Origin of the sequence: Maricaulis maris, from assembly GCF_003634045.1 — a bacterium.
Taxonomy (GTDB): domain Bacteria; phylum Pseudomonadota; class Alphaproteobacteria; order Caulobacterales; family Maricaulaceae; genus Maricaulis; species Maricaulis maris.
Map to the genome: position 1 here is coordinate 24,185 of NZ_RBIM01000009.1, position 24,261 is coordinate 48,445.

A 24,261-nucleotide genomic window follows, 5' to 3' on the forward strand; every position below is an offset into this window, starting at 1 on the left:
ACTGGTTTCGATCGTCAGATTCATGATGATCTTTTTGCCCAAGAGCCTCTGATACGATTGTAAAGGGTGCAAAAATTGCAAAGTCCGCTAAATGCCGCCGCCCAAACTGTTGGTGCACTATTCTCCGACTCGACATTTTTGATACCTCAGTACCAACGAGAGTACTCGTGGCAGGATGAAGAGGTGTCGGAGTTTTGGAGTGATCTAAGCGGTAGTTTGGAGCAGGACGCATACTTTCTGGGTTTAGTTATCTTAACCGATGAGGGAGATGTCCGGCATGTGGTAGACGGTCAACAGAGGATAATCACCCTCACGCTGCTCGCCATGGCCCTGTATATTGAGGCAGTTGATAGGGGGCGGGCTGCTCTGGCAGAGCGGATCCAAGCTGAGTTTCTTCAAACCATCGACTACAGCACCGATGAAACTCACTCGAGGGTCAAGTTATCAGACCCAGTAGACAATGAAACATTTCAAGCAATACTAATTAACAAAGGCACGCCAAATGGGGTGGGGGATGGAGAGGTATCAAAGCGACTCATTGCAGCCTTTAACTACATCCGAAACGCGTTGCGACATGATTTGAGGGGTGACCCCTTTAAACGATTAGGAAAATGGACAGAATTTCTAAACAAGAAAGTCTATTTTGCTGTATTCGTACACCCTGATGCCGCTACCGCATATCAAGTTTTTGAAGTTATTAATACACGTGGTCGAGACTTAACTACAGCGGATTTATTGAAAAATTATATCTTAAGTCAAACTTCGCCGCCAAACCGAGAAGACCGTTACCAACAGTGGCAATCGATTTCACGTGTCTTTCCTCCCGAGGGATCTAATAACACATTCGTCCAGTATATCCGCCACGTTGTCACGGTTGGATGCGGGCACGTATTGCCAAAGAACCTTTTCAAGTTTCTGGCGCAGCGGCAATTAGTGCAGGGGCGAACGCCCCCCAATCCAGACCAGCTTATGGCGGAGCTTGAGAAGTTTTTGCCAGTATATCAGCAAATTATAGAGCCGGAGACTTCCGGGCCAGCGTCCGACTTCGCGCTACGCGTTTTTGATTCGCTGAACCATTTAGGCGTGATGACCGTTCGCCCAATACTGCTGGCAATGAAGGAATTGGAGGACGGTGATGCAGGCATGGAATTTTTGTTGCGCTTGGTAGTACGCAGAATTGTGGTTGGGAACTTGGGTACGGGTAACGTTGAAAGGCGCATGGGGGATGTCGCAAAGAAGATTGCGGAAACTAATAATTGGCGACACCTACAAACTGATCTTAGGGATTTAAATCCATCACGGGATGAATTCGTAAACCAGTTGTCACGCCGATCCTTCAACAAGGGTACTCTTACATTTGTGCGGCGCTCTTTAATTGAGAATTCTATTTGCCCTTCTGACCAAGGCATTCTCCATTTTATCTGGCAGAGAAAGGGCATGGAGCATTGGGGAGAAATTTCCGAAGAAGAAGGTTCATTTTGGGCCGCGACAATTGGAAACACTTTTCTTTCAGATTTGAAACGACGCCCTGATGATGCGACTCGCAGTTGGGAAGGGTTCAAAAGCAGCATGATTAATGACACTGCACACGGAGAAGACCTAACTGCTTTCCTGGATGTTCACGAATGGCGCCCCGAAGTCATTCAACACTTTGGCGAAGTTGCAGCCGAGCGTGCCGCAAAGCTCTGGTACGGATCTGATGTTTAGCGTTGCAAGCTCCGATAGAATATTTGCGCGAGTAAAAGAAGTTCTCGATCGCCGAAAATCAGTAGAAGTCGTTAGCCCGGTGATCGCAGCCGTTCAGGGGCGGTCGTCAAGCGTACCGCTTACACGCACCGCAATTGGTGTCGATGCCAACGTATTCCTTCGTATTGCGAGCCACGCATCCAGCGCCGACCTAATTGATTATTTGAATGGTCGGCACACAGCGCCTGTTGTTTTGCCTGGCCAAGCCATCCAAGAATTCTGGAACAATCAACTGCACGCGGTCAAGACGTATGCTGATGAGGTGGATGAAGCTCTGACAAAACTCGACCGAGTTCTAGATAAAATTGACGATAACTTCAATGACTTTCGGGCGAACCTCCAGCGTGAGTTAAGCGAGTTCAGGAGCAGTCATGGACATGTCTATAGCGAGGCGACAGTCAGAAAAACTGTTAGTTTCCTTGAGCTGATACAGAGTCGAGCTCAAGTTCCATACGTTCCTCGCCAGCAATTTTGGGAGATAGCGCAGATACGCCAGCATACTAAGACTCCGCCCGGATTTATGGACAAGGGTTTCGGAGACTTTTTTGTCTGGGCGGACTTCTTGGCGGGAGTTCAAATGGCAAAAAGCGGAAGTACAGATTTTGAACTTGCCGTCTTGATCACAAATGACGTGAAAAAGGATTGGAGCCGCGCAGGCCTCGCACACCCTATCTTGGTCGCTGAGTGTCAGGCGCTGCTTGGTGTGCCCTTCGAGACTTGGAACCTAGAACAGTTTGCTAGCCGTGTGGCGAGCGACGGTCAATGTCAGGCCCCCCCCTAATGAGCCTCACCCCAGGTCATCCCCGCCTTCGCATCCACCACCAGCGGCACGCTCAGCTCCAGTGCCGGCGTACACGCCTCGCCCATCACTTTTGACGCCAGCCCGATCAGGTCGTCCGCTTGGGTCTCCGGCACTTCGAAGACCAGTTCATCATGCACCTGCAGCAGCATTCTGGCGTCCAGATTGGCGGCGCGCAGGGCGTCGTCCATGCGGATCATGGCGCGGCGGATGACGTCGGCGGCTGAGCCCTGGATGGGGGCGTTGATGGCCTGGCGTTCGGCGAACATGCGCATATTGGGGTTCTTGTCGCGAATGCCGGGGAAATGGCAGCGGCGACCGAAAATGGTCTCGACATAGCCGGTCTCGGCGGCCTTGGCCTTCATCTCATCCATATAGGCGCGGATGCCGGGGAATTTCTCGAAATAGGCATCGATGAAGGCCTTGGCCTCATCGCGTTTGACGCCGATCTGATTGGCCAGGCCGAAGGCGGAAATGCCGTAAATCACGCCGAAATTGATCGCCTTGGCCTTGCGCCGGACCATCGGGTCCATGCCCTCAATCGGAACGCCGAAGACTTCCGAGGCGGTCATGGCGTGAATATCGGTGCCGTCGCGGAAGGCCTGTTTGAGGCTTTCGACATCGGCGATATGGGCGAGAAGGCGCAGCTCGACCTGGGAATAGTCGGCGGCAACCAGGACATGGCCCGGCTCGGCGATGAAAACTTCCCGGATCTGCCGGCCGGCCTCGGTGCGGATCGGGATGTTTTGCAGATTGGGCTCGGTCGAGGACAGGCGCCCGGTCGTGGTTGCAGCCAGCGAGAAAGAGGTGTGGACCCGTTTCGTGTCGCGATTGATATGGGCGAAGAGACTGTCGGAATAGGTCGATTTCAGCTTGGCATATTGCCGGTATTCCAACAGCGCGACCGGCAGGGCGTGACCCTCGGCGGCGAGCTGGTCGAGCACGGCCGCATCGGTCGACCAGGCCCCGGTCTTGGTCTTCTTGCCACCGGGTAAGCCCATCTCTCCAAACAGGATTTCCCCGATTTGTTTCGGTGACGCAACGTTGAAGTCGCGACCTGCCGCTTCATGCGCTTCGGCCTCGGCAGCGGCCATTTTCTGGGCGAAGTCGGAGGAGAGCCGGTTCAACTGGTCCGGATCAACCTTGATACCGACCCGCTCCATCTTGGACAGCACATCGGCCATCGGCCGTTCCAGCGTTTCGTAAACCGTCGCCATCTTCTTGGCGACCATGGCCGGTTTGAGAATCTCCCACAGCCGCAGGGTGATATCGGCATCCTCGGCGGCATAGAGGGTAGCCTTGTCCAGCGGCACCTTGTCGAATGTGATCTGGTTCTTGCCGGTGCCGCAAATCTCCTTGAAGGGGATGCAGGTGTGGCCCAGGTGAAGCTCGGCCAGCGCGTCCATGCCATGCCCGTGCAGGCCGGCCTCCATGACATAGGAGATCAGCATGGTGTCGTCATAGGGCGCGACATCAATGCCATAACGCGACAATACGCCGAGATCATATTTCAGGTTCTGGCCGATCTTGAGCACGCCCGGATCTTCAAGCAGCGGCTTCAGCGCCTTGAGCGCCTGATCCATCGGGATCTGCTCCGGCGCGGCGCCGGTATCGAACATGTCGCCGGTGCCCTGCGGATCGACATGGGCGAGCGGGATATAGCAGGCCTGCCCCGGTGCGGTGGCCAGGGAGATGCCGACCAGTCCCGACGCCGTCGAAGACAGGGCATCGGTCTCGGTATCGACCGCGACCTGCCCGGCCTCGAAGCTCTTGGCGATCCAGCGCTCGAGCGCCTCCATCGTGGTCACGCACTCGTAATCGTCACGATTGATCGGTGCCGTGGCATCGCCGGTCTCATCGGCCGGCGGTCCACCCAGCGCCTCTTCCACCTTGCGGGTGAAGGAGCGGAATTCCATCTCGCGCAGGAAGGGAACGAGGACCTCCGGATCGGGCTCGGCGAGGCCGAATTCTTCCAGCTTCTCCGGCATGGGCGCATCGAGCTTCAAGGTCACCAAGTCACGGGAAATGCGCGCATCATCAGCATGGGCGAGCAGCTTTTCGCGCCGCCCCTTCTGCTTGATCTCGCCGGCGCGCTCCAAAAGCGTGTCGAGATCGCCATATTCATTGATCAACAGCGCCGCCGTCTTGATGCCGATCCCCGGCACGCCCGGCACATTGTCGACACTGTCGCCGGCCAGGGACTGGATATCGATCACCTTGTCCGGTCCGACGCCGAATTTTTCCATCACCTCGGGCGCCTGGATGCGCTTGTTCTTCATGGCGTCGAACATCGAGACCTTGTCGGTCACCAATTGCATCAAATCCTTGTCCGAGGAGACGATGGTGACATCGGCGCCCAGGGCTTCCGCCTGGCGGGCATAGGTGGCGATGATGTCATCGGCCTCGTAATTCTCCAGCTCGATACAGGGCGTGCCGAAGGCGCGGGTGGCATCGCGAATGATGGAGAATTGCGGCACCAGGTCTTCCGGCGCCGGCGGGCGATGCGCCTTGTAGAGGTCATAGAGTTCATTGCGGAAAGTCTTGCCGGAATGGTCGAAAATCACCGCCAGATGCGAGGGCTGATCATCGCCCTTCAAATCCTCCAGCAGCTTCCACAACATGTTGCAGAACCCCTGCACCGCCCCGGTCGGCGTCCCGTCGGTCCGGGTCAGCGGCGGCAGCGCATGATAGGCGCGGAAAATATAGCCCGACCCGTCGATCAGATAGACGTGGCTGGTCTCGTCGACGGGTTTGGTCGTGGCCATGGGGTGTGTCTCCGGGCGGATCGGCAGGCGGGCAAATCAGTTGGGACGGAGACTAGCGCGGGGAGGGCGCCCGGTCATGGGGGGAGTGCGGTGGGGCCTTGCCGCCTTAGCTCACCAGACGAAACAGCGCGCCCCCCGCCACAGCGGCGACTGGCGCCATCGCTCGCAGCGACCAGGGCGGCAGGCGTCGGGTCCAGAACAGTGCATAGGCGTGATGCCAGCGGCGCGGGGCAAGGGCGATGACGGCAGAACTGCCGACGATGAAGATGCCGGCCCAGTAAAAGGGCTGCGGCCAGGGCGTGGCGCTGGAGACGCCGATCAGGGCCAGACCGACCAGGGCGCGCAGGGCGTGTTCGCCAAAATGGATGAGCGGCGTTGATCCCATTCTCTCCAAGCCCTCGAGGGCCAGCCGTGGTCGCAACAGGCAAAGCCCGGCGACGCAGATCAGCCAGAGCGCGAACAGCTGGACGATCAAGCGGGAGAGGTCGGTGGCAAGCTCGGTCATGGGAGCAAGGTGTGTCGCGGGGATGGTTTGGTTCAATGGGGTGGTGGTTTGTTTTGCCGAGTCATCCCGGGCGGAGCCCTGACTTGATCAGGGCGAAGACCCGGGACCTATACGCCCGGTGCGGCCAGCTTTGGTGAGAATAGGTCCCGGATCGCCGCCCGGCTCGAGGCCGGGCCTATGTCCGGGATGACAAAGTTTTGTGTCTGGATTCAGAGTTTATCCCCGCTGTACACCCCACATACCGTCATCCTGACGAAAGTCAGGACCCAGTCTCGCAAACTCGATTTGTCAAACATGGCAACAGCTTGCGTCGCATTCCGGGTCCCGGCCTGCGCCGGGATGACGGTGTTTGTTGCGGGGATAGGCGACAAACTTATCCGCCCCCCTTCACCCCATGGGATACTCCCCTCGGTTTTCGGGACGGGAGGCGCGGGCCCTGTCACTTGTGCCCGGAAGCGAGCGGAGCCTGTCCGGGCGGTGGCGTGACACCCATTGGCGCTGGCAGGGCGTGCGACCAGGTCGCGGGGCACTAAACGACCGACCCCATCTACCTGGCGCATTGGAATCGGGGGCGAGAGCGTCCGGGAAAACTCCGCGAACGGGATGTCGGCGATGTCACGTTTTCAAATCAAACCGGTTATCGGCATTCGCCGACATCCCGTTCCCCTCTCTGCCCGAACCGCCAGGTGTTCTCGCCGTGGCGATGAAAGTGCGTGTCAGCCGAAGAGCACGAAAATGCCGGCAATGATCGCGATGGCGGCGAGATTGATCCGCACGCCGGCCTTCATCATCTGCAGCTGGGTCACGGCGCCGGAGGCGTAGACGATGGCATTCGGGGCAGTTGCAACGGGCAGCATGAAGGCCGTCGAGGCGGCGATCGCAACGGGGACGACGAGGTTTTCCGGCGGCACACCCGCTTCGACCGCGATCACGCCGAGCACCGGCAGGAAGGCTGTCGTGGTGGCGACATTCGAGGTCAGCTCGGTCAGGAAGACGACCAGGGCGACGAAAATCAGCAGCAGGACCGGCAGTGGCATGTCGGCGAGGAAGCCCATCTGCCCGCCCAGCCAGTCGGCCAGGCCGGTGGATGACAGGGCCGCTGCCAATGAGAGGCCACCGCCGAACAGGATGACGACATTCCAGGGCAGGCGGGCGAGACCGTCCCAGTCCATCAGCATTTCGCCCTTGCGCACGCCGCGGTCACCGGCCGGCACCAGGAAGGTCGCCAGCGCACCCATCACCGCGATCTGGGTATTGCCGAGTGACAGGGTGACGGTCAGGCCGAGTTGCGTGCTGATCCAGGCGAGCAGTGGATTCCAGCCCCATTCAGTGCCGGACTGGCCGATCAGTTCTCCGGGCAGCACCCGGCCCATCCACAGGATGGCGACCGTGCCGAACAGCAGGGCCACACGCCATTCCGGACGGGTCATCTTGCCCAACTTGGCCAGTTCGGTGCGCACGAGTTCCTTGGCCGCTTCACTGTCACCGCCGCCTTTCAGGTCGAAGGCGAGGCGGGTGAGGATGAACCAGGCGACCGGGATGAGGAGGGCGACAATGGGCAGGCCCATGCCCATCCAGGTGGCAAAGTCGATCGCGATATCGAATTCGTTCTGCAGATAGCCGATGCCAATCAGATTGGTCGGCGTGCCGACCGGAGTCGCCATGCCGCCGATCGAGGCTGCGTAGGCGACCCCGAGTGCCAGGGCCGGGGCGAAGAATTTCGAGCTGACACCTTCGCGCTCGACTTCCTGGGCCACCCGCAGGGCGATCGGGATCATCATCAGCGTCGTCGCCGTATTGGAGATCCACATCGACAACAGCGCCGAGGCCAGCATGAAACCAAGAATGAGCGCCGCGGGGCGTCCGCCGAAGCCATTGACAATATTGAGCGCGATCCGCGTGTGCAGGCTCCAGCGCTCGATCGACAGGGCGACGATGAATCCACCCAGCAGCAGCATCACGATCGGGCTGGCATAGGGGGCGGTGGCGGCGCCGGTCGAGACGATGCCCAGCAGTGGGAAGATGGCCATCGGGATCAGCGCCGTCGCCGCAATCGGGATGGCTTCGGTGGCCCACCACACGGCCATCAGAACGGCCAGCGAGGCCAGCAGCCAGGCTTCCCGGCTCAGCCCGTCCGGCAGCGGCAGGACTTGCAGCAGCATGGCCAGGCCAAGCCCGGCAAACAGGCCGATCACTTGCGATGTGGATTTGCCGCGCTTGGCGGCCGGCGTGTCAGTGTCAGCCACAAAGCGCCTCCCCAGCCGCCTGTTGCAGACCCGTTGATCTGGCGTCGGGCGTCAGGCCTTGGGGTCTTCGGACGAGCCGGCTTTCACGAAGCGGCGATCACAATAGGGGCATTCCACGAAATCATCCTGGCCCATTTCCAGATAGACGCGCGGATGTCCCAGCGCGCCACCACCGCCGTCGCAGGCCATGCGATGCTGGTCGGTGACGATGATTTCGGACGGCGGAACAGAATTGGCGGCGTCGGCCATGGACAAGCCCTCATGGACAGGATGAATGACGATCCCTAAGTGTGGGGCCTAGTTATGGCCTTTGGCCCTCATCCGTCAATTCCGAGGCGACATGTCCGACAGCTCCCCCCTTCCTGATTTCGCGCTCGAAGCCACCGGTCTGAAGAAGACCTATCGCGGGTCGAAGCTGGCCGAGCCGAAAGAGGCGCTCAAGGGGATCGACCTGAAAGTGCCGCGCGGTTCGATCTTCGGGCTGCTGGGCCCCAATGGCGCCGGCAAGTCGACCTTCATCAATATCTTTGCCGGCCTGGTGAAGAAGTCCGGCGGAACGGCGAAGACCTGGGGCATTGATATCGACCAGGACAGCCGCGCCGCGCGCGCCGCCATCGGGGTGGTGCCGCAGGAAATCAACATGGACGTCTTCTTCACACCGTATGAGACGCTGGAGTTGATGGCCGGCTTCTACGGTGTGCCCAAGGCCGAGCGGAAGACCGATGAATTGCTCGAGGCGGTCGGCCTCACCGACAAGCGCAATGCCTATGTCCGCCAGCTTTCCGGCGGCATGAAACGGCGCCTGCTGGTCGCCAAGGCCATGGTCCACACCCCGCCCATCCTGGTGCTCGACGAGCCGACGGCCGGCGTTGATATCGAGCTGCGACGCCAGCTCTGGGACTATGTGCGCGAACTGCATGCCCGCGGCACCACGATCGTCCTGACCACGCACTATCTGGAAGAAGCCCAGGAATTGTGTGACCAGATCGCCATCATTGATCACGGCCAGGTCATCGCCTGCGAGCCCAAGGAAACGCTGCTCAAGCGGATGGATTCCAAGACCCTGGTGATCGAACCGGCCGAGGCGCTGAGCGCCGTACCGGCGGAACTGGCAGAGTATGACGCCGAGATCCGCAGCGATGGCGCGCTGGCCATCACCTATCGTTATGGCCAGCAATCCGTGGCCGAGATGATCGAGAAATTCCGCGCCGCCGGCGGCCGGATCGAGGATTTGCGCACCGAGGAAGCCGATCTGGAAGATGTCTTCCTGGCGCTGACCTATAACCGCCAGGATGCCTGATGTGCCGATCCGTGTCTGCGGGGATGGGGGCGCGCCCTGTCCCGCCTTGCCTGCCCCTTTTTGGGCATGATTCCAGCGCATTCTGTCCCTGGCCAAAGGAGGGCCGACCGACAGGACACCAAAACCGGGAAACCAGGGAGGCCATCATGCGCATTCACGTCATTCGCCAAGTCTTCGCCATTTCGGTGAGCGCGCCGTTGTTTGTTGCCCTGGCCTGGTTTTTCGGCGTCTTCCTGCAGCCGCAGGGCGAGACCGGAGCCGGCTTTGCCCTCATCCTCATCCTCGCAAGTGCCATCGCCGCCATCTGGCTTTATGCCTGGTTGATGCGCCCGGGCCGCAAGGTCCGCTTCCGCAATCGCGGTGTCGACGGGTTTGATCGTGACTGGGGTGTCGGCCTGACGGGGCTCTCCCAGCACCAGAGCGGTCGCCGTCGCCGCGATGATACCGATGGCGATGATCTCGGCGGTCGCCGCAATTCCGGCGATATGGACGATGGCGGCGACGAGGTCGGCCTCGCCTGAGACGGGCATTCCACACACAAGCGCCGCTCACAGGACCAGTCCGAAGGGACAGCGCTCCGGATCCGCTCCGGGGCGCTTTTCATGTTCGCGATTGACAACGATTAGACAATTAGCTAATTGTCATTTCATGAGCGATGTTTTCAAAGCCTTGTCCGACCCGACGCGCCGGGAAGTCCTGCAAATGCTGAAGGCGGGACCCCGGTCTGCCGGTGATCTGGCCGACGCCTTCCCGGTCTCGAAGCCGACCATGTCGGCGCATTTCAACGTTTTGCGCGGGGCCGGTCTCGTGTCGATCGAGAAGGCCGGCAAGTCGGTCATCTATCATCTCAATGTCTCGGTGCTCGAAGAGGCGCTGCTCGGCTTTGCCGGCGCGTTTGGCCTGGGCCAACGCCCGCCCGCCAAACGCTCGAAGGAAGAAAAGGAAACGCCATGATCACCCGCTCCGTGAAAGGGTCGCTGGCCCTCGCCGCCATTCTCCTGGCGACCGCATTCGGACTGTCGCTTCTGGCCGGTTTCAACTGGGTCGGGCCGGACATGCCGGATCGGGTGGTCCAGGTCATGATCGGGCTGGTCTTGGTCCTGTTCGGCAATGCGACCGGCAAACGACCGGCCGACGCCGATCCGGCCGGCGGGGGCAAGCCGGGCCTGATGGCCGCACGGCGCTTCTTTGGCCTGGCCCTGGTGGTCGGCGGTCTCATTCATGCCGGCGCCTGGCTCGTCGCGCCGCTCGATCTGGCCAACACGCTGTCGATGGCGGCGGTGATTGCCGCCCTCATCGCCGGGCTGGGCCGGGTCGCCTACGCGATTGTTGCCCAGCGCGAGACCCCGGACCAGGGTTGAGGCGCGGCGGCCTGCTGCCATCCCGTTCCGCTGAACAGCAGGCGTAAAGCCGCGTTGCGCACCGCACCCGCATCGGCTATGGGTTCGCGTTCGACGCACCCATAGCTCAGCTGGATAGAGCGCTGCCCTCCGAAGGCGGATGTCAACGGGGCGCGTGACAAAGAGGAGACGAAAAAGGACTACAGGAACAAGGATTTGCGAGGCCCTCGTTTTAATCTATAAACTCGCGAAAAGTTCACGTAAGCACTGCGTAAGCAGTTGCGACACGGTAAGCACCCGTAGCTCAGCTGGATAGAGTGTCGGCCTCCGAAGCCGAAGGTCACAGGTTCGAATCCTGTCGGGTGCGCCATCTCTCCTTTGCCAGCATAGGCTTCTCACCTGTTTCGCTGTTGCGTCAGTTGGGCGTTCACGTTGCGCAGCGCCTGGGCGACAAAATCCACAAACATGCGGATGCGGGCGACCTTGCGCAGGTCGGAATGCAGCAGGATCCAGGTGTTACGCCTGAACACGATATCCGTGCCAGGCGCGCGGCGAAGTTCAGGGAACAATGTCTCACACCAGACAGGCAGAAAGCTCATGCCCAGCCCGCCGCGCACGAGGTGCAGATGCATTTCCACATCGCGTGCGATATGGCGAAGCCGCGCATCAGGAAACGGTGACTGATCGACCCAGATCTTTTGTTCCGGCTCCGCCCCATAGCCGATCCACTGGAGGTTTTCACCGCGCGCGCCGGCTCCGGGAAAGTGCGTATCGATATAATCGCGGGAGGCGTAGATGCAGGACGCGGTGGGGAACAATTTTCGCGCCGTCACATCATCGGACACAGCTTCCGCATTTCTGATCGAGATGTCGGTTTCCAACCCGTTGATGTCCTCAATGTCATAGGTCAGGCGGATTTCCAGCTCGATATCGGGATAGAGCTTGCAGAACTCTGCGAGTATCGGCGCTAAGAGCAGGTGACCTGTCATCGGCTCGGCGGAGATGCGCACAAGACCGCTCGCCTGACGGTCTACGCCCTGAACTCCATTTCGACCCGTTTCAAGTTGTTTTTCAGCGTCCTGCGCGTTGGTCAGCAGGATGCGCCCTGCGCGGGTCAATTCCAGGCCCTTTTTTGACCGCCGAAACAGTTGCGTCCCCAAACTATTCTCAAGCGCGATGATATGGCTGCGCACCGTGGCGTGGGTGGCGTCAAGATCGTCCGCCGCCGGGCGAAACCCGCCCGTGCGGGCGACAGACAGGAAATAGGGGATTTGCTTCCAGTGATGCATATGCGGCTCCACCAAATGGTCAATTTATTATCCACTATGGCCAATCAGCGGGCATTAACAACGATTATTCTAACCGATATACAGGCACCATAGTCCGAGCGGCCGCGTCGGCGCTGTTTTCTGAAACGATTGAAAAGTCATGGCCCGAACAACGCCTCATCGCCTGTCAGCCGCCCTGTTCGGGACGTTCTTCATCCTGACATTTGTGTCCTATGGCATTGGTCTGGGGTTGATCGATGCGGCGGTGACGGACGCGGATTTCCTGCTGCATATGGCCGAAAATGAAAGCCGGATTGTCATCGGCGTCATACTGACCGGGCTGGTGCACACCGTCTTGAATATCGGCTTGGCGGTGATCATGCTGCCGATCCTGAAGCCGTTCAGCGAGCGACTCGCTTTTGGCTATTTCAGCGCGGCGATTGCGGCGACCGTCATTCTCGCCGTGGGCGCATTGCTGTCCTTGATGTTGTCGCCATTAGGAGGTGAAGCGCCCAGCCCGCAGGACTATGCCGCCGCCTCGGCGCTGAAGGCTGGCGGCGTCGCGGCCTATCATCTGGGCATGGCGCTCTGGAGCGTTGGCGGCGTGTTGTTTTGCGCGGCGCTCTTTCAATCCCGCCTGGTTCCGAGATGGATGTCCGTGTGGGGCATGATCGGCTATCCGGTTTTACTGGCAGGCTCGATCTATCAGCTTTTTGGCCCGGACGAGCTTGTTGCAACCGTCAGCGTCATACCCGGCGGTGTGTTTGAAATTACTTTAAGTCTCTGGCTGATCGTCAGAGGGTTCAACAACTCTGCAGCTCGCTCAGGTCTTAGTGATTCTGGATGAAGGAATAAGTTCGGTGACGACGCCTCTCATCATTCTGACGATCCTGTTCCTGCCCACACTGATGGCTGTGATTATCGGGCGTCTTGTGGGGCGCCCAGGCCTCTATCGCTTTGTCGGCCGCATCGCCTTCGCCATGGCTTTTACTTTTTTTGCGATGGGGCATTTCGTGAAAACGGATGGCATGGCGGCGATGCTGCCGAGTTTCGTCCCGCAAAAGACCATGATCATCTATGCGACCGGCGTGTTGGAGGCCTTGCTGGCGATTGGGCTGCTTGTCCCTTTTTTACGCAAGCAGGCGGGACTGGCGTGCATCGCCGTGCTCGTCCTGTTTTTTCCGGCCAATGTCTACGCAGCCCTCAATGGCGCAGGTCTTGGCGGACACCAGTGGGGGCCGGTTTATCTGGCCGTTCGCGCCCCTTTGCAGATGCTTCTTATCGTCTGGGGCTATTGGTTCGTTGTGCGCGATGCGCCTAACGGGTCAAAGCAGACCAGCTCCATCTTGTAGTTTTCTCGCACTTCGGCGAGCGGCGTGTTGTCGCCGCTCAGGACAAGCGCGCTATGGGAGAAAACTGTTTCTTGACAGGGCGGCGCCGACGGTTCCGGCCGCATCTTGCCAGAAGGCGCGAGTTGCGCATCGAGCCAAATGCCGCGATCCAATGCGAAAGTCTGTCTTCGCGGCGCCAGTGGGCGGATTACTTTGCCATAAGGTGTTTTTGTTTCAGTCAACGCCGTATTCATCTCCGCCGTCAGGCGCGACGGCACATACCAGTTTTCCGCTTCCGACAGCGTGCGATCCCCGCATTTGAGTTTGACATTGCGATATCTGACCTCTGTGTCCGGCCCGATCTGCAAACGCGTGCGCTGGGCGTCAGTTATTGGGTTTTCAGTCGGCGGCGCATGCTCAACCGCAATCGTCGCAGGGCTCGCCAGATTGTGATCGGCGCACCATTTTTCCAGTGTTAGCGTGGCGCTTGTCGAGGCGAGCAGGTCAGCATTCACGCGTTCAAGTCGTGCAGCCGCCTTCAAATCAGTTTCAGCGGTGGAAGGGGTTGCATTCTGGGCCGGAGTTTCTGCAACGGCTGGTATCTGCTGACATCCGCAGAGCATCAGCGAGACGGTCATGAGTAACATGCAGGACAGATGAGGACTATTCATGACGAAACCACTTTCAAGTCATAAGGAATGACTTTGTCGCTCAGCCGAACTTCACGAGCGATTATGATCCACATATGTCTTTCGACCAAGAAGAAGAGACTATATCGCTTCTAGCGCCTATTGAAAGAACGGCCAGTGTCGCGCCACCCTATCCGATGTTGTAAAAAAGAAATCGAGCGTATGCCTCAGATCGTTCGTCACCGAATCGGCCGTACTAGTCATAGGCAGCAACTCAATTCGGAAATTTTGACGGATACAGCCGAAGCTTTTGCCTCGCGACGGTCGTACGTGATTCTCAATTCCCAGATTGAACATCCCAATATGGCTGTTGTGTTCCATAGGCCGAAACGAGGAAATCAACGAGTGCGCGCGTTGATCGCGATATCAGCTTACGGTCCGAAAATACCATACTTAGGGGCTTGGACGGCATTTCGAACTCGGGCAAAAGCCTCACCAGTTGACCTTCCGCTATCAAAGCACCCGCGATAAACGTCGGGAGGCGTGCTATGCCGCCACCCGCGACTGCCGCCGCGCTGAGCGCCTCACTATTGTTCACCTTTAAATTTCCCGAAACGTTGATGCGTTCGGGGCCCTGTGATGTCTTGAATTCCCACAAGTCCTGATTGTCGGAGTAAGAGAACAAGATGCAGTTTTGACTGGCTAGCTCGGCCGGGGCGGTGGGAAATCCGTGTTTGCGCACGTAGTCTGGCGAAGCGCAAACAATGCTTTTGAGCGGCGCAAGGCTTCGCGTTATCTGCGCCGAACTGGGCAGAGCACTGGCGCGTAAGGCGATGTCATATCGTCCATCGCTTGCGCTTGCAGGCGCGTCATCAAGAATCAGGTCTATGCTCACCTTCGGATGCTGTATGAGAAATTGCGGCAATAAAGGCGCGATATGCCGAACCCCAAAGGACATTGGCGCGTGAAGGCGCAGGTCTCCTATGAGCTCTGTACCGAACTGGGAAGCCTCTTGTTCCGCTGCCTGAGCATGATGAAGCGCCTGATTGGCGTGCGCGAGATATCGAGCTCCCGCCTCTGTAAGCGATAGTTTGCGCGTGCTGCGCTGAAGCAGTAGCACGCCGAGACGTTTTTCAAGCCGCGTGATTCTGTGGCTGACAGCAGATTTGGTGAGATTGAGCTGAGCTGCAGCAGATGAAAAACTGCCAGCTTCAATGATCGCCGAGAAGATTTCAAAATCCGGGACTGTTTGCATCGCCTCACCCATAGTTGAATTCATATCAACACAGTTCTTAAAAATAGCCACATAGTAAATATCAATTCATCAATTAACTTTGTCGTGAAATGCTTTGGAGGCGCTCATGACAGGGTTATGCCCATCCCGTGGTCAACGAGAGACCGTTGCGCTGTTGATCATCATCATCGGTTTGCTCGTCGGCGCTAATTTCGCGTTCGGAAAGTACATTGTACAACAAGGTCAAGCGCCGCTAACGTTGTTCGTGCTGCAAGTGTTCGGGGCCAGTGTCCTTCTGACCGCCGGACTGGTGCTGTCGCAACATATGCGTCTTGCGGCGTTGGTATCGCGTCCTGTGCTGATCTATTGCGTCGTCAATGGGCTGATCGGCGTATCCGCCCCGCAAATACTAGGGTTTTTCGCACTACAGAAAGTTCCCGCGAGCCTGTTTACAATGTTCGTCACACTGTCGCCGCTTATGACATTTCTGGTGTCATCATTGGTCCGGCGCCAGGTGTTGCCCATGTATCGTCTGATCGGCATCCTTATCGGCTTGGCCGGAGTCAGTATTGCTACGGCAAACGGGACGGTCAGGATGGATTTTGGCGCTTTGTGGCTGACGGCGGCTTGCGCTGTTCCCATCCTGCTCTCGATTGCAAACGTGTACCGGGATGTCGCCATGCCTGAAGGGGTGTCTCCACTTGTACTCGCGGCGGGTACGCTCTCATCTCAGGCGCTGCTGTTTCTACCCTTCGCGGTCTATGTCGAGGGTGCGGCGCTCGCATCATGGACAATAGACGCTGCCGCAGCACTTCTCGGCCTGTGCTGCGTCACAGCGCTCAGCTATATCCTGACGTTCGAACTATTTCGGAGAACCGACGGGGTTGGTTTTAGTCAGGTCGGCTATTTCGCCACGGTGGCCGGTACGGGAGCAGGCGCAATCTTCTTCAGCGAGGTAATAACTGTCTGGTTTCTTATTGCTGTGTTCTTGCTGTTTCTGGGCATGGCGATCACGAATAATCAAATCTCTGCCATTCTCAGTCACTGGAACAGGAAACGGCGATGAAACCGCTTAGCCTGAGTGAGAGAGCAGTGTGGTCTCACCCGAATGACAATCCACCCCCTGCGCTGTCTGCTGGGTCTGGCGCGTCAGATGTCAAACGTCACCGCTGCCTGATGGGCCAGAATCGCGCGGCGTGATGCGACGGCCACTGTCTTTGCGTGCCTTAGCAAATACGCGATCCGTCGCCATGAAGCGTGCTAGCATGGGCGCTATGAGTTTGGCCGGCTCATTCTTCTGTCCGGTCTCTCGTGCCAGCACCTCGGCATATGCCACAAGATCGCGATGCACGTCGGCGGGCAGCTCAATACTCAGCTTGACGGGCCTATCGTCGGGGATGGCGCCGAGTTTCAGCTTGGTCATGGATCAACTCCGATAGGGTTCGAGTACAAGATCGCGCGTGACCATGACACGCACGGGGAAGCCGGGGCGAATGGTCAAGGTCGGCGAAACAGAAAGCTGACGACGGACGATCTCGTCGCCGGCGCGGCCGATCGTGTCCTGTGTTCCATCACGAATGGCGCGGGCGATGTCGCCGTCATCATCAGCGCCGAGTTCCACACCGATATTCAAGACGGTGGCGAGACCGGCCGCCATGAATAGCCTGCCCCAGTGGTTGTTGACGCCGTCTTCCAGTCCGGCGTAGCCCGCTTCATCGGCGCCTGGCTGGCGTTCGAGAACGATGGAGCGACCATTGGGCAGGATCAGCCGTGTCCAGGCCAAAAGTACGCGGCTCTGCCCGAAGGCGACACGGCTATCATATTCACCGATGAGGCGCGCGCCTTGCGGGATCAACAGGAAACGCCCCGTCGGACTGTCAAAGACATTGGATGTCACCTGGGCGGTGATCTGGCCGGGAAGATCCGAGCGCAGCCCTGTGACCAACGCTGCCGGGATGACCGCACCGGCTTGCACCACAAAGGGACTTGGCGGATCGGTGAGCCGATCGGCGCTCGTCGTGCGGCGATCAACGGGTTCATCGAGGAATGCCTCCCGCCTATCCGCTGCATCGAGAGCGGCAACCGTTGCGCTCGCTGGAAAGAATGATCCGGTGTCGGACTGCGTGAGCGCGATCGAGGGCAGAGTTCGCGGGGATTCGCCAATGGAGGTCTTGGCGTCGGCAAAGAGACGACTCAGCCGGGCCGCTTCCATTTCCTGAAGTCGGCGCTGTTCTTCCGGGTCAACAGCGGGTGTTGTGATGACTGGTGGCGGTACCGGCTGGCCACGTCGCTGCGCTGACAGAATGGGGCGTCCGAGTTCGCCAGGCAGTGGAGGACCAAGCCGCGGGACAGCCCCATAGTCGACCGGTAAACGCGACAGGCCATCAGCCTCCTGAATATGCTCAGTGGAATAGAGTTCCTGTGGGCCATCGAATGGCTTGCGGTCATGCAACGCCACAATCAGGATAGCGCCGAGCCCCAAAACTCCGGCGGCACCCAGGATAGTCAGGGCACGGCGCGAAAGCCGCATCACACGGGGAGGATCGGCGCGAAGCCGCAGGTATTCCGCGATCTCTTTTTCATCAAGAGAGTCCGGCTTGCATTCGGCACCCTCGCTCATTTGTCTGCTCCACCGGAAGCTCGGGGCGAGGCGGTATGGGCGCTGCGTCTGACGCCATCTGTACGCACGATCCGCACACGTTTCTGCTTGTCGCCGAGACGTAGTTCGGCGGCGGCGAAAAGCCTATCGACGATCATGTAGTTGCGGGCGATGCGGTAGTTGACGAGTTGACCTTCGCCTTCCGGTCCGATGACGAAGAGCGGCGGCATCTCGCCCTGACCGATTCCGCGCGGAAACTCGATGAAGACCTGTCGCCCGTCGTCGAAGGCCCGCAGTGGCCGCCAGGGCGCGCGATCACCTTCGATCCGGTAGCGGAAGCGCAAGGAGTCCAGTGCGACGTCGCGTCCGATCGGTGAGGCTGCTTCCGCCTCGGCATTGCGCCGCCTGAGCGCGATCAAGGCATCTTCGGCATAGGTCCAGGAGACCGAGGCCATATAGGCGGACGGATTCGCCCTAAGTTCGAGATGATAGGTCCGCCGATCCGTATTGATGACGAGGTTGGTCTGGAGATCGGGTCGTGTCGGTTTGACCAGGATGTGGATACGCTGGCTATCGCCGGAACCGCTCTGGGTGTCGCCGATGATCCAGCGGGCCGTGTCGCCAGCCGCGATCGGGCCGGAGCCAACCAGGCTCTCTCCGGGTTGCAGGGCGATGTCGGTGATCTGCCCCGGCGATGCGTAGACCTGATAGAGTGCGCCGGAGCTGTAAGGGTAGAGCTGTACCGCGTTGATGAACCCGTCGCGCACGGGCTCCATGCGGGCGGCGGCGTTCGCTTCATTGACACGTTCGGCAGGGTCGGCGGATTCAGGTTCCAGCGCTTCCCCGTCAACGGGCTTGAGCTGTCCCGGTAACGGAAGCGGTTCGGCGCGTTCGACGATCCGCACGGGCCGCTCGGGCTCCGGCAGAAGCGTCGCTTCGATGGGGAGCTCGTCATAGGCGATTTCGGGCGGTTTGAACGTCGCGCATCCCGATAGCGCCGATGCGGTGAGCAGAGCGGCGACGGAGGCTTTTGCTGGATGAAGTGTTCTTGTCATTGGGCAGTCTCCCGGGACCAGTTGATGGCGTTGACGAAAATGCCGAGCGGGTTCTTGCGCAGACGCTCGGAATCGCGCGGCTGTTGCAGAACGATGGTGAGAATGGCGGTCCAGCGTTCGGTCGCGGCGAGCTGTCCGTTGGCGTAGCGGCGCTCGATCCAGGCGATGCGGAAGCTGCTCTCGGAAGCGCGGATAACGCTAGAGACTTCGACGGAGATCTGCGTGTCGCCGACCTTGGCGAAGGGGTCGTTCACCCGGGCATAGTCGTTCAGCGCCAACGCGCCCCTGTCGGTCGTGAAGTCGTAAGCGTGCAGCCAGTTCTGGCGCAACACGATGGGATCGGCGGGGACCTGGCGCACATTCTCGATGAAGCGCGACAGGTGGTAAGCGATCTGCGGATCGGTCGGACGGAAGTCGGCGGCGGCAGGCGCCACGGCTTGCGCCGCGCCAAGCCGGTCCACTTCGACGACATAGGGCGTGATTGTTCCTTGTATGGACTGCCAGACCAGTGCCGCGCTGAGCCCGCCTGAGAGAAGCAAGGACCCGAACGCCATCAGACGCCAGTTCCTGGCCTGCACGCGGGCGGAGCCGATACGTTCGTCCCAGACCTGCGCGGCTTTCTGATAGGGCGTGACGGGATCGGGGGTTTTCGAATATCGAACGCTCGGGCGACGGAACATCATGATTTCTCCGAAAGGCTGACAGCGGTCCCGCCGCCGCCATGGTCGCCGGAGCGAATGGCATGAGCTGCGACGGCGGCGCCGTGGTGAAGGGTTTGCTGTTGTTTCATGCGACGCGCCCAGGCTGGCGGCCCGTCGTTCGTCGACGTAGCGGGCTCGGGGCTATTGCTGAACTTGCCGCCGGTCGATTCGAAGGCTGCGCGCGAGCCGGAGCGGTAGCTTTCGCTCATAGAACGGCGAAGCGGGCTTGTAGCGGCGCCGACGCCGGCTTGTCCGACACTGGCGAGACCAGCGGCGACACCGGAAGCGCCGCCGCCGGCGGCTGTGCTTCCCATGCGGTAGGCGGTCGAGGCGCCACCAGCGACTGCGGCTGCCCCGCGTGCTCCGGCGCCAGCAGCTCCTGCGGCCATTCGGGCGCCGGCGACCCCGCCGACTGCAAGACCGCCGGCGGCAAGACCGGCGCCAACCGCGGCGCCTGCGCCAAGCTGCGGGCCGCCCGAGACGATACCGTTGGCGATGCCCGGACCGAAGATGCCGAGCGCGAGCATGGAGAGCGCAGCGAGAACGATCGCCATGGCGTCCTCGATCGTCGGCTCACCCGTGAAACCGGCGGTGAACTCGCCGAAAATGGTCGAACCGATGCCGACGATGACGGCAAGAACCAGCACCTTGACGCCGGACGAGATGACCAGTCCCAGCACGCGCTCGGCCATGAAGGCGGTTTTGTTGAAGAGACCGAAGGGCACGAGGATGAAGCCGGCCAGCGTCGCCAGCTTGAACTCGATCAGCGTGACGAAGAGCTGGATCGCCAGAATGAAGAAGGACAGGAGGACGACCAGCCAGGCGAACAGCAGGATGATGATCTGGAGGAAGTTCTCGAAGAAAGAAACAAAGCCCATCAGATCGGAAATCGACGTGAGAATCGGGCGGCCGGCTTCGAGACCGATTTCGGCGATGCGGCCGGGCTGAAGTAGCTCGCCGGGGCTCAGACTTCCGCCAGAAGCGATGAGCCCGAGCCCCGCGAAGCTCTCGAAGACGATGCGGGCGAGCGCGTTCCAGTTGCCGATGATGTAGGCGAAGACGCCGACGAAGAGCGTCTTCTTGACCAGCCGTGCGATTATGTCCTCGTCCGCGCCCCAGGCCCAGAACAGCGCCGCGAGTGTCACGTCGATGACGATCAGCGTGGTTGCGAGGAACGCGACGTCGCCGCCGAGCAGGCCGAAGCCGCTATCGATGTAGGAGGTAAAGACCTGCAGGAACCGGTCGATGACGCCAACGCCGTCCATGCTCTATTCCTTCCCGGGATCGTCGCTGGGAAGACCGAGAAAGCGGCGGCGTTGCTCCGCCCATGCGGTGCGGCAGACGGTGTCGGTGTCCAGTTTTTCCGGCGTCACCATCCGGCAGCGAGAAAGTTCCGCCCGCAAAGGATCGTCGCTCGCTAACGGCTCAACCCGCCCTTCCGGAGCGACAGCGTTCGTCAGTTCGGCGGCGGCGAAGAGCGCGGCGAGTGCGCCGAGGCCGAAGGCGACGAGCCGGAGGACCTGGTCGGGAGAGCTACGCATTGGCCCCTACCGAAACATCGTGACAGTGGTCGGCGCGTAGCCGGTGTCGTAGTCAAGGAAGCGGCTGAGGTTCTCGCGCCCCTGCGCTTCAGCGGAGGCTCGCCGAGCCGCGTCCAGCGCGTCCGCGCGGTTTTGCGCGGCGATGGCGGCGGTTAGGTCCGTCATCTGCTGGCTTTGCAATGCCAGAAGTTGATTACCGGCCTGCGCCGCCTGCAAGGCGCCGACTGCACCTTGGCTTTGCGAGACGAGAGTGCTCAGTTCCGTGCGCGTCGCTTCAATATTGCCGACGACGCCGGCTTGTACCTTCAATGCGTCTTCATAGCCTGCAAACGAGGTCCGCCAACGCGCCTCGGCATTGGCTGTCATGGCGGCGAAATCGCCCGTCGCTGCGGCGTCTCCATATTGTTCTGAGAAGACGCGTTCGATTTCGGAGACGACGTATCCAACCCGCTGCGCTTCGCCCAACAGATCCTCCGTCTGCTGCATGATCGACCGCAGACGCGCCAGCGATGAGTGCGGCAGGTTTGCGAGGTTGCGTCCCTGGTTGATCAACATCTGCGCTTCGTTCTGAAGCTGTGTGATCTGATTGTTGATCATTTCGAGGGTGCGCGCGGCGGTCAGAATGTTCTGCGCGAGATTGGTCGGATCGATGACGACGTCGCCGACGCCGAACAGCGCATAGGCCGGTTGCATCGGCGCCAAGGCGATGGCCCCGGTCAGCATGAGGGCGGCGAGTTTCTTACGCATGAGTAGTCTCCTGAGTTTGGGTTGAGGCATTTGGAGCGGGGATTGGGCCGAGCAGTTCGACGGCCCAATCGAGACCACGGCGGGCAAGCCAGGTTGCGGCGAAGCCGTCTCGTCCGTGTTCGGCGAGGATGTCAGTGATGTTGGCGTGATCGATCTTCGACGATGCGGCGGTGAAGGCGAGCGCGACCTCACCGAGACTGAGTGAGAAGAGCCGATTGCCGCGGCGCGACTGGCAGTAATAGTCACGCTTTGGCATAGCCCGCGCCACGATCTCGATCTGGCGTTCATTGAGGCCGAAGCGGCGGTAGATGTCAGCGATCTGAGGCTCGAAGGCGCGCTCGTTCGGCAGGAAAATTCGCGTTGGGCAGCTCTCGATGATGGCGGGCGCAATCGCGGAGTTGTCGATGTCGGCGAGTGATTGCGTGGCGAAGAGGACGGAGGCATTCTTCTTCCTCAGCGTCTTCAGCCATTCGCGGAGCTGCCCGCCAAACGTTCCGTCATCGAGGGCGAGCCAACCTTCGTCGACGATGATGAGGCTGGGGCGTCCGTCGAGGCGGTCCTCGATCCGGTGGAACAGATAGGCGAGCACGGCGGGCGTTGCCGCCGATCCGATCAGCCCTTCTGTCTCGAAGGCCTGAAAGTCGGCCGTTCCAAGTTCCTCGGTCTCCGCATCCAGCAACCGTCCAAAGGGGCCGCCGAGACAGAACGGCGCCAGCGCTTGTTTGAGTTCGGTCGACTGCAACAGGACCGAAAGTCCCGTGAGGGTGCGTTCTTGGACGGGCGCCGAGGCGAGCGAAGTCAGCGTCGACCAGAGATGATCCCGCGCGACCGGATCGACAGAAACGCCTTCGCGCTCGACCAGGCCGGACAACCAGTCCTGCGCCCAGGCACGCTCGCGGACATCATCGATGTTGCGCAGCGGCTGTAGCTGGACGGCGGCTTCGTCATCCGAAAGCGCCCCAGCCAGATCCTGCCAGTCACCGCCACAGGCGACGGTTGCGCAGCGGATCGAGCCGCCGAAGTCGAACGCGAAGACCTGCGCGCCCGAGTAGCGGCGAAATTGCAGCGCCATCAGCGCCAGCAACACCGACTTGCCCGAGCCGGTCGGCCCGACGACCAGCGTATGGCCGACATCGCCGACATGAGACGAAAAACGGAACGGCGTCGAGCCTTCCGTCTCCGCATAAAAGAGCGGCGGACCGTCCAGATGATCGTTGCGGGCCGGTCCTGCCCAGACCGCTGAAATCGGGATCAAGTGAACGAGATTGAGCGTGGAGACCGGCGGTTGACGGACATTGGCGTAGAGATGGCCGGGCAACGAGCCGAGCCAGGCCTCGATGGCGTTCAATGTCTCGGGCATGCAGGTGAAGTCGCGGCCCTGAATGACCTTCTCGGCCGCCTTCAGCTTGGCGTCAGCGACGGCTTCATCCTCATCCCAGACGGTCAGCGTAGCGGTGATGTAGGCGGCGCCCGCCATGTCCGCGCCAAGCTCCTGCAAGGCTTCGTCGGCGTCAGCGGCCTTGTTCGCCGCGTCGCTATCGAGCAGCGCCGATGCCTCGTTGGTCATCACCTCTTTCAGGATCGCGGCTATGGATTTGCGCTTGGCGAACCATTGCCGACGGATGCGCGTCAGCAGTTTTGTCGCATCGGTCTTGTCGAGACAGACGGCGCGCGTGACCCAGCGATATTCGAAGGACTGGCTGTTGAGCTCGTCGAGCAGCCCTGGCCATGTGGTCGTTGGGAATCCGATGATGGAGAGGCTGCGCAGATGCGCATCGCCCAGCCTCGGCGCCAGTCCGCCAACGAGCGCGCTATCGGCCAGGAGCGCATCCAGATGCATCGGCGTTTCCGGGATGCGCACGCGCTGGCGGCGCGTTGAAATCGTCGAATGCAGATAGGTCAGCGTCTCCTCGTCGGAGAGCCAGGCGGCTTCCGGCATGAAGCCGTCGAGGAGATCGAGCAGACGATCCGTTCGCGCCGTAAAGCTCGCAATGTGCTCTTGAGGGTTGAGGCCTTTGTCGGGGGCATCCTCGTAAAACCACCGCCCGGCGCGGCTCGCATCGTCCGCTGGCGGCATCCAGACAAAAGTCAGGAAGTAGCTGCTTTCGAAATGGCTTGACGCTTCTTCGAATTGCGCGCGACGCTCTGCATCCACGAGAGCGGAAACCGGGTCAGGAAAATGCGAGAGGGGATAGTCGCGCGCTGGCGAGCGTTGCGCCTCGACGAACACCGCCCAGCCCGATCCGAGCCGGCGAAGAGCGTTATTGAGCCGACCGGACACGGCGACGAGCTCTGACGGTGTTGCGGAGTCGAGGTCGGGTCCGCGAAACCGGGCGGTGCGCTGCAGACTGCCATCCTTGTTGAGGATAACACCCTTCGCGACGAGCGCCGCCCACGGCAGAAAGTCGGCAAGAAGCGACGCATTGGAACGGTATTCGGCGAGGCGCATCATCGC

General features: G+C 60.2%; 24 protein-coding genes and 1 tRNA gene. 10 read left to right on the forward strand and 15 right to left on the reverse strand.

Going from position 1 to position 24,261, the window contains the following annotated elements; all coding sequences use genetic code 11:
* Positions 1 to 66 precede the first annotated feature (66 nt).
* Positions 67 to 1,707, forward strand: a complete 1,641-nt coding sequence (locus tag C7435_RS16205; RefSeq protein WP_121212485.1) for a DUF262 domain-containing protein — start codon at positions 67 to 69, stop codon at positions 1,705 to 1,707.
* The gene (locus tag C7435_RS16210; protein WP_147422737.1) at positions 1,700 to 2,527 is read left to right on the forward strand and encodes a PIN-like domain-containing protein; all 828 of its coding nucleotides are present in this window, start codon (positions 1,700 to 1,702) and stop codon (positions 2,525 to 2,527) included. The genes C7435_RS16205 and C7435_RS16210 overlap by 8 nt, the downstream gene beginning before the upstream one ends.
* Here the strand turns inward: C7435_RS16210 and polA are convergent.
* From polA to C7435_RS16230, 4 genes are all read right to left on the reverse strand, one after another.
* Positions 2,524 to 5,310 carry a DNA polymerase I gene (gene polA / locus C7435_RS16215; protein ID WP_121212487.1) on the reverse strand — a complete coding sequence of 929 codons (2,787 nt, stop codon included), beginning with the start codon at positions 5,308 to 5,310 and terminating at the stop codon, positions 2,524 to 2,526. The genes C7435_RS16210 and polA overlap by 4 nt on opposite strands.
* 106 nt (positions 5,311 to 5,416) lie before the next feature.
* Positions 5,417 to 5,815, reverse strand: coding sequence for a hypothetical protein (locus C7435_RS16220; RefSeq protein ID WP_121212488.1), 399 nt, complete (start codon positions 5,813 to 5,815; stop codon positions 5,417 to 5,419).
* A 716-nt stretch (positions 5,816 to 6,531) separates the two neighbouring features.
* Entirely contained in the window at positions 6,532 to 8,061 is a 1,530-nt protein-coding gene (locus C7435_RS16225) for an SLC13 family permease (RefSeq protein ID WP_121212489.1), read from the reverse strand.
* Positions 8,062 to 8,112: 51 nt separating this feature from the next.
* On the reverse strand, positions 8,113 to 8,310 hold the full coding sequence (locus C7435_RS16230; protein WP_075189193.1) for a zinc-finger domain-containing protein: 198 nt from the start codon (positions 8,308 to 8,310) through the stop codon (positions 8,113 to 8,115).
* A gap of 91 nt (positions 8,311 to 8,401) precedes the next feature.
* Here C7435_RS16230 and C7435_RS16235 point away from each other — a divergent pair, with 91 nt between their 5' ends.
* From C7435_RS16235 to C7435_RS16255, 5 genes are all read left to right on the forward strand, one after another.
* Positions 8,402 to 9,361, forward strand: coding sequence for an ABC transporter ATP-binding protein (locus C7435_RS16235; protein ID WP_075189192.1), 960 nt, complete (start codon positions 8,402 to 8,404; stop codon positions 9,359 to 9,361).
* Between the two features lie 146 nt (positions 9,362 to 9,507).
* Complete coding sequence (locus C7435_RS16240; protein ID WP_075189191.1) at positions 9,508 to 9,882, forward strand: hypothetical protein; 375 nt, start codon at positions 9,508 to 9,510, stop codon at positions 9,880 to 9,882.
* Positions 9,883 to 10,009: 127 nt separating this feature from the next.
* The gene (locus tag C7435_RS16245) at positions 10,010 to 10,315 is read left to right on the forward strand and encodes an autorepressor SdpR family transcription factor (RefSeq protein ID WP_075189190.1); all 306 of its coding nucleotides are present in this window, start codon (positions 10,010 to 10,012) and stop codon (positions 10,313 to 10,315) included.
* Positions 10,312 to 10,722 carry a hypothetical protein gene (locus C7435_RS16250; protein WP_121212490.1) on the forward strand — a complete coding sequence of 137 codons (411 nt, stop codon included), beginning with the start codon at positions 10,312 to 10,314 and terminating at the stop codon, positions 10,720 to 10,722. Before C7435_RS16245 ends, C7435_RS16250 begins: the two co-directional genes overlap by 4 nt.
* Positions 10,723 to 10,994: 272 nt before the next feature.
* A tRNA-Arg gene (locus tag C7435_RS16255) sits at positions 10,995 to 11,071 on the forward strand.
* A gap of 25 nt (positions 11,072 to 11,096) precedes the next feature.
* Here C7435_RS16255 and C7435_RS16260 read toward each other — a convergent pair.
* The gene (locus C7435_RS16260; protein ID WP_121212491.1) at positions 11,097 to 11,990 is read right to left on the reverse strand and encodes a LysR family transcriptional regulator; all 894 of its coding nucleotides are present in this window, start codon (positions 11,988 to 11,990) and stop codon (positions 11,097 to 11,099) included.
* A gap of 139 nt (positions 11,991 to 12,129) precedes the next feature.
* Between C7435_RS16260 and C7435_RS16265 the strand changes: the two genes are divergently transcribed.
* Both C7435_RS16265 and C7435_RS16270 read left to right on the forward strand, forming a co-directional pair.
* A complete protein-coding gene (locus C7435_RS16265; RefSeq protein ID WP_121212492.1) occupies positions 12,130 to 12,816 on the forward strand; it encodes a DUF4386 domain-containing protein in 687 nt (228 codons plus the stop codon).
* 13 nt (positions 12,817 to 12,829) lie between these two features.
* On the forward strand, positions 12,830 to 13,321 hold the full coding sequence (locus tag C7435_RS16270; RefSeq protein WP_121212493.1) for a DoxX family protein: 492 nt from the start codon (positions 12,830 to 12,832) through the stop codon (positions 13,319 to 13,321).
* Here C7435_RS16270 and C7435_RS17055 read toward each other — a convergent pair.
* Entirely contained in the window at positions 13,261 to 13,938 is a 678-nt protein-coding gene (locus tag C7435_RS17055) for a hypothetical protein (RefSeq protein WP_147422738.1), read from the reverse strand. The genes C7435_RS16270 and C7435_RS17055 overlap by 61 nt on opposite strands.
* A gap of 328 nt (positions 13,939 to 14,266) precedes the next feature.
* Positions 14,267 to 15,235, reverse strand: coding sequence for a LysR family transcriptional regulator (locus C7435_RS16275; RefSeq protein WP_147422739.1), 969 nt, complete (start codon positions 15,233 to 15,235; stop codon positions 14,267 to 14,269).
* A gap of 103 nt (positions 15,236 to 15,338) precedes the next feature.
* Between C7435_RS16275 and C7435_RS16280 the strand changes: the two genes are divergently transcribed.
* A complete protein-coding gene (locus C7435_RS16280) occupies positions 15,339 to 16,229 on the forward strand; it encodes a DMT family transporter (RefSeq protein WP_170150524.1) in 891 nt (296 codons plus the stop codon).
* Positions 16,230 to 16,319: 90 nt separating this feature from the next.
* Here the strand turns inward: C7435_RS16280 and C7435_RS16285 are convergent, their stop codons facing one another.
* The 8 genes from C7435_RS16285 to trbE are packed head-to-tail and all read right to left on the reverse strand — an operon-like array spanning position 16,320 to position 24,258.
* Positions 16,320 to 16,586 (reverse strand): DUF2274 domain-containing protein, encoded by a 267-nt coding sequence (locus tag C7435_RS16285; protein WP_121212496.1) that lies wholly within the window; start codon positions 16,584 to 16,586, stop codon positions 16,320 to 16,322.
* Between the two features lie 3 nt (positions 16,587 to 16,589).
* On the reverse strand, positions 16,590 to 17,783 hold the full coding sequence (locus C7435_RS16290) for a TraB/TrbI/VirB10 family type IV secretion system protein (RefSeq protein ID WP_121212497.1): 1,194 nt from the start codon (positions 17,781 to 17,783) through the stop codon (positions 16,590 to 16,592).
* On the reverse strand, positions 17,780 to 18,817 hold the full coding sequence (gene trbG / locus C7435_RS16295) for a P-type conjugative transfer protein TrbG (RefSeq protein ID WP_121212498.1): 1,038 nt from the start codon (positions 18,815 to 18,817) through the stop codon (positions 17,780 to 17,782). Before trbG ends, C7435_RS16290 begins: the two co-directional genes overlap by 4 nt.
* On the reverse strand, positions 18,814 to 19,497 hold the full coding sequence (gene trbF, locus C7435_RS16300; protein ID WP_121212499.1) for a conjugal transfer protein TrbF: 684 nt from the start codon (positions 19,495 to 19,497) through the stop codon (positions 18,814 to 18,816). The genes trbG and trbF overlap by 4 nt, the downstream gene beginning before the upstream one ends.
* Complete coding sequence (trbL, locus tag C7435_RS16305) at positions 19,497 to 20,783, reverse strand: P-type conjugative transfer protein TrbL (RefSeq protein ID WP_121212500.1); 1,287 nt, start codon at positions 20,781 to 20,783, stop codon at positions 19,497 to 19,499. The genes trbF and trbL overlap by 1 nt, the downstream gene beginning before the upstream one ends.
* 3 nt (positions 20,784 to 20,786) lie before the next feature.
* Positions 20,787 to 21,059, reverse strand: coding sequence for a putative entry exclusion protein TrbK-alt (gene trbK-alt, locus C7435_RS16310; RefSeq protein WP_121212501.1), 273 nt, complete (start codon positions 21,057 to 21,059; stop codon positions 20,787 to 20,789).
* 6 nt (positions 21,060 to 21,065) lie between these two features.
* On the reverse strand, positions 21,066 to 21,806 hold the full coding sequence (trbJ, locus tag C7435_RS16315) for a P-type conjugative transfer protein TrbJ (protein ID WP_121212502.1): 741 nt from the start codon (positions 21,804 to 21,806) through the stop codon (positions 21,066 to 21,068).
* Complete coding sequence (gene trbE, locus C7435_RS16320) at positions 21,799 to 24,258, reverse strand: conjugal transfer protein TrbE (RefSeq protein ID WP_121212503.1); 2,460 nt, start codon at positions 24,256 to 24,258, stop codon at positions 21,799 to 21,801. Before trbE ends, trbJ begins: the two co-directional genes overlap by 8 nt.
* Between the last annotated feature and the right edge of the window lie 3 nt (positions 24,259 to 24,261).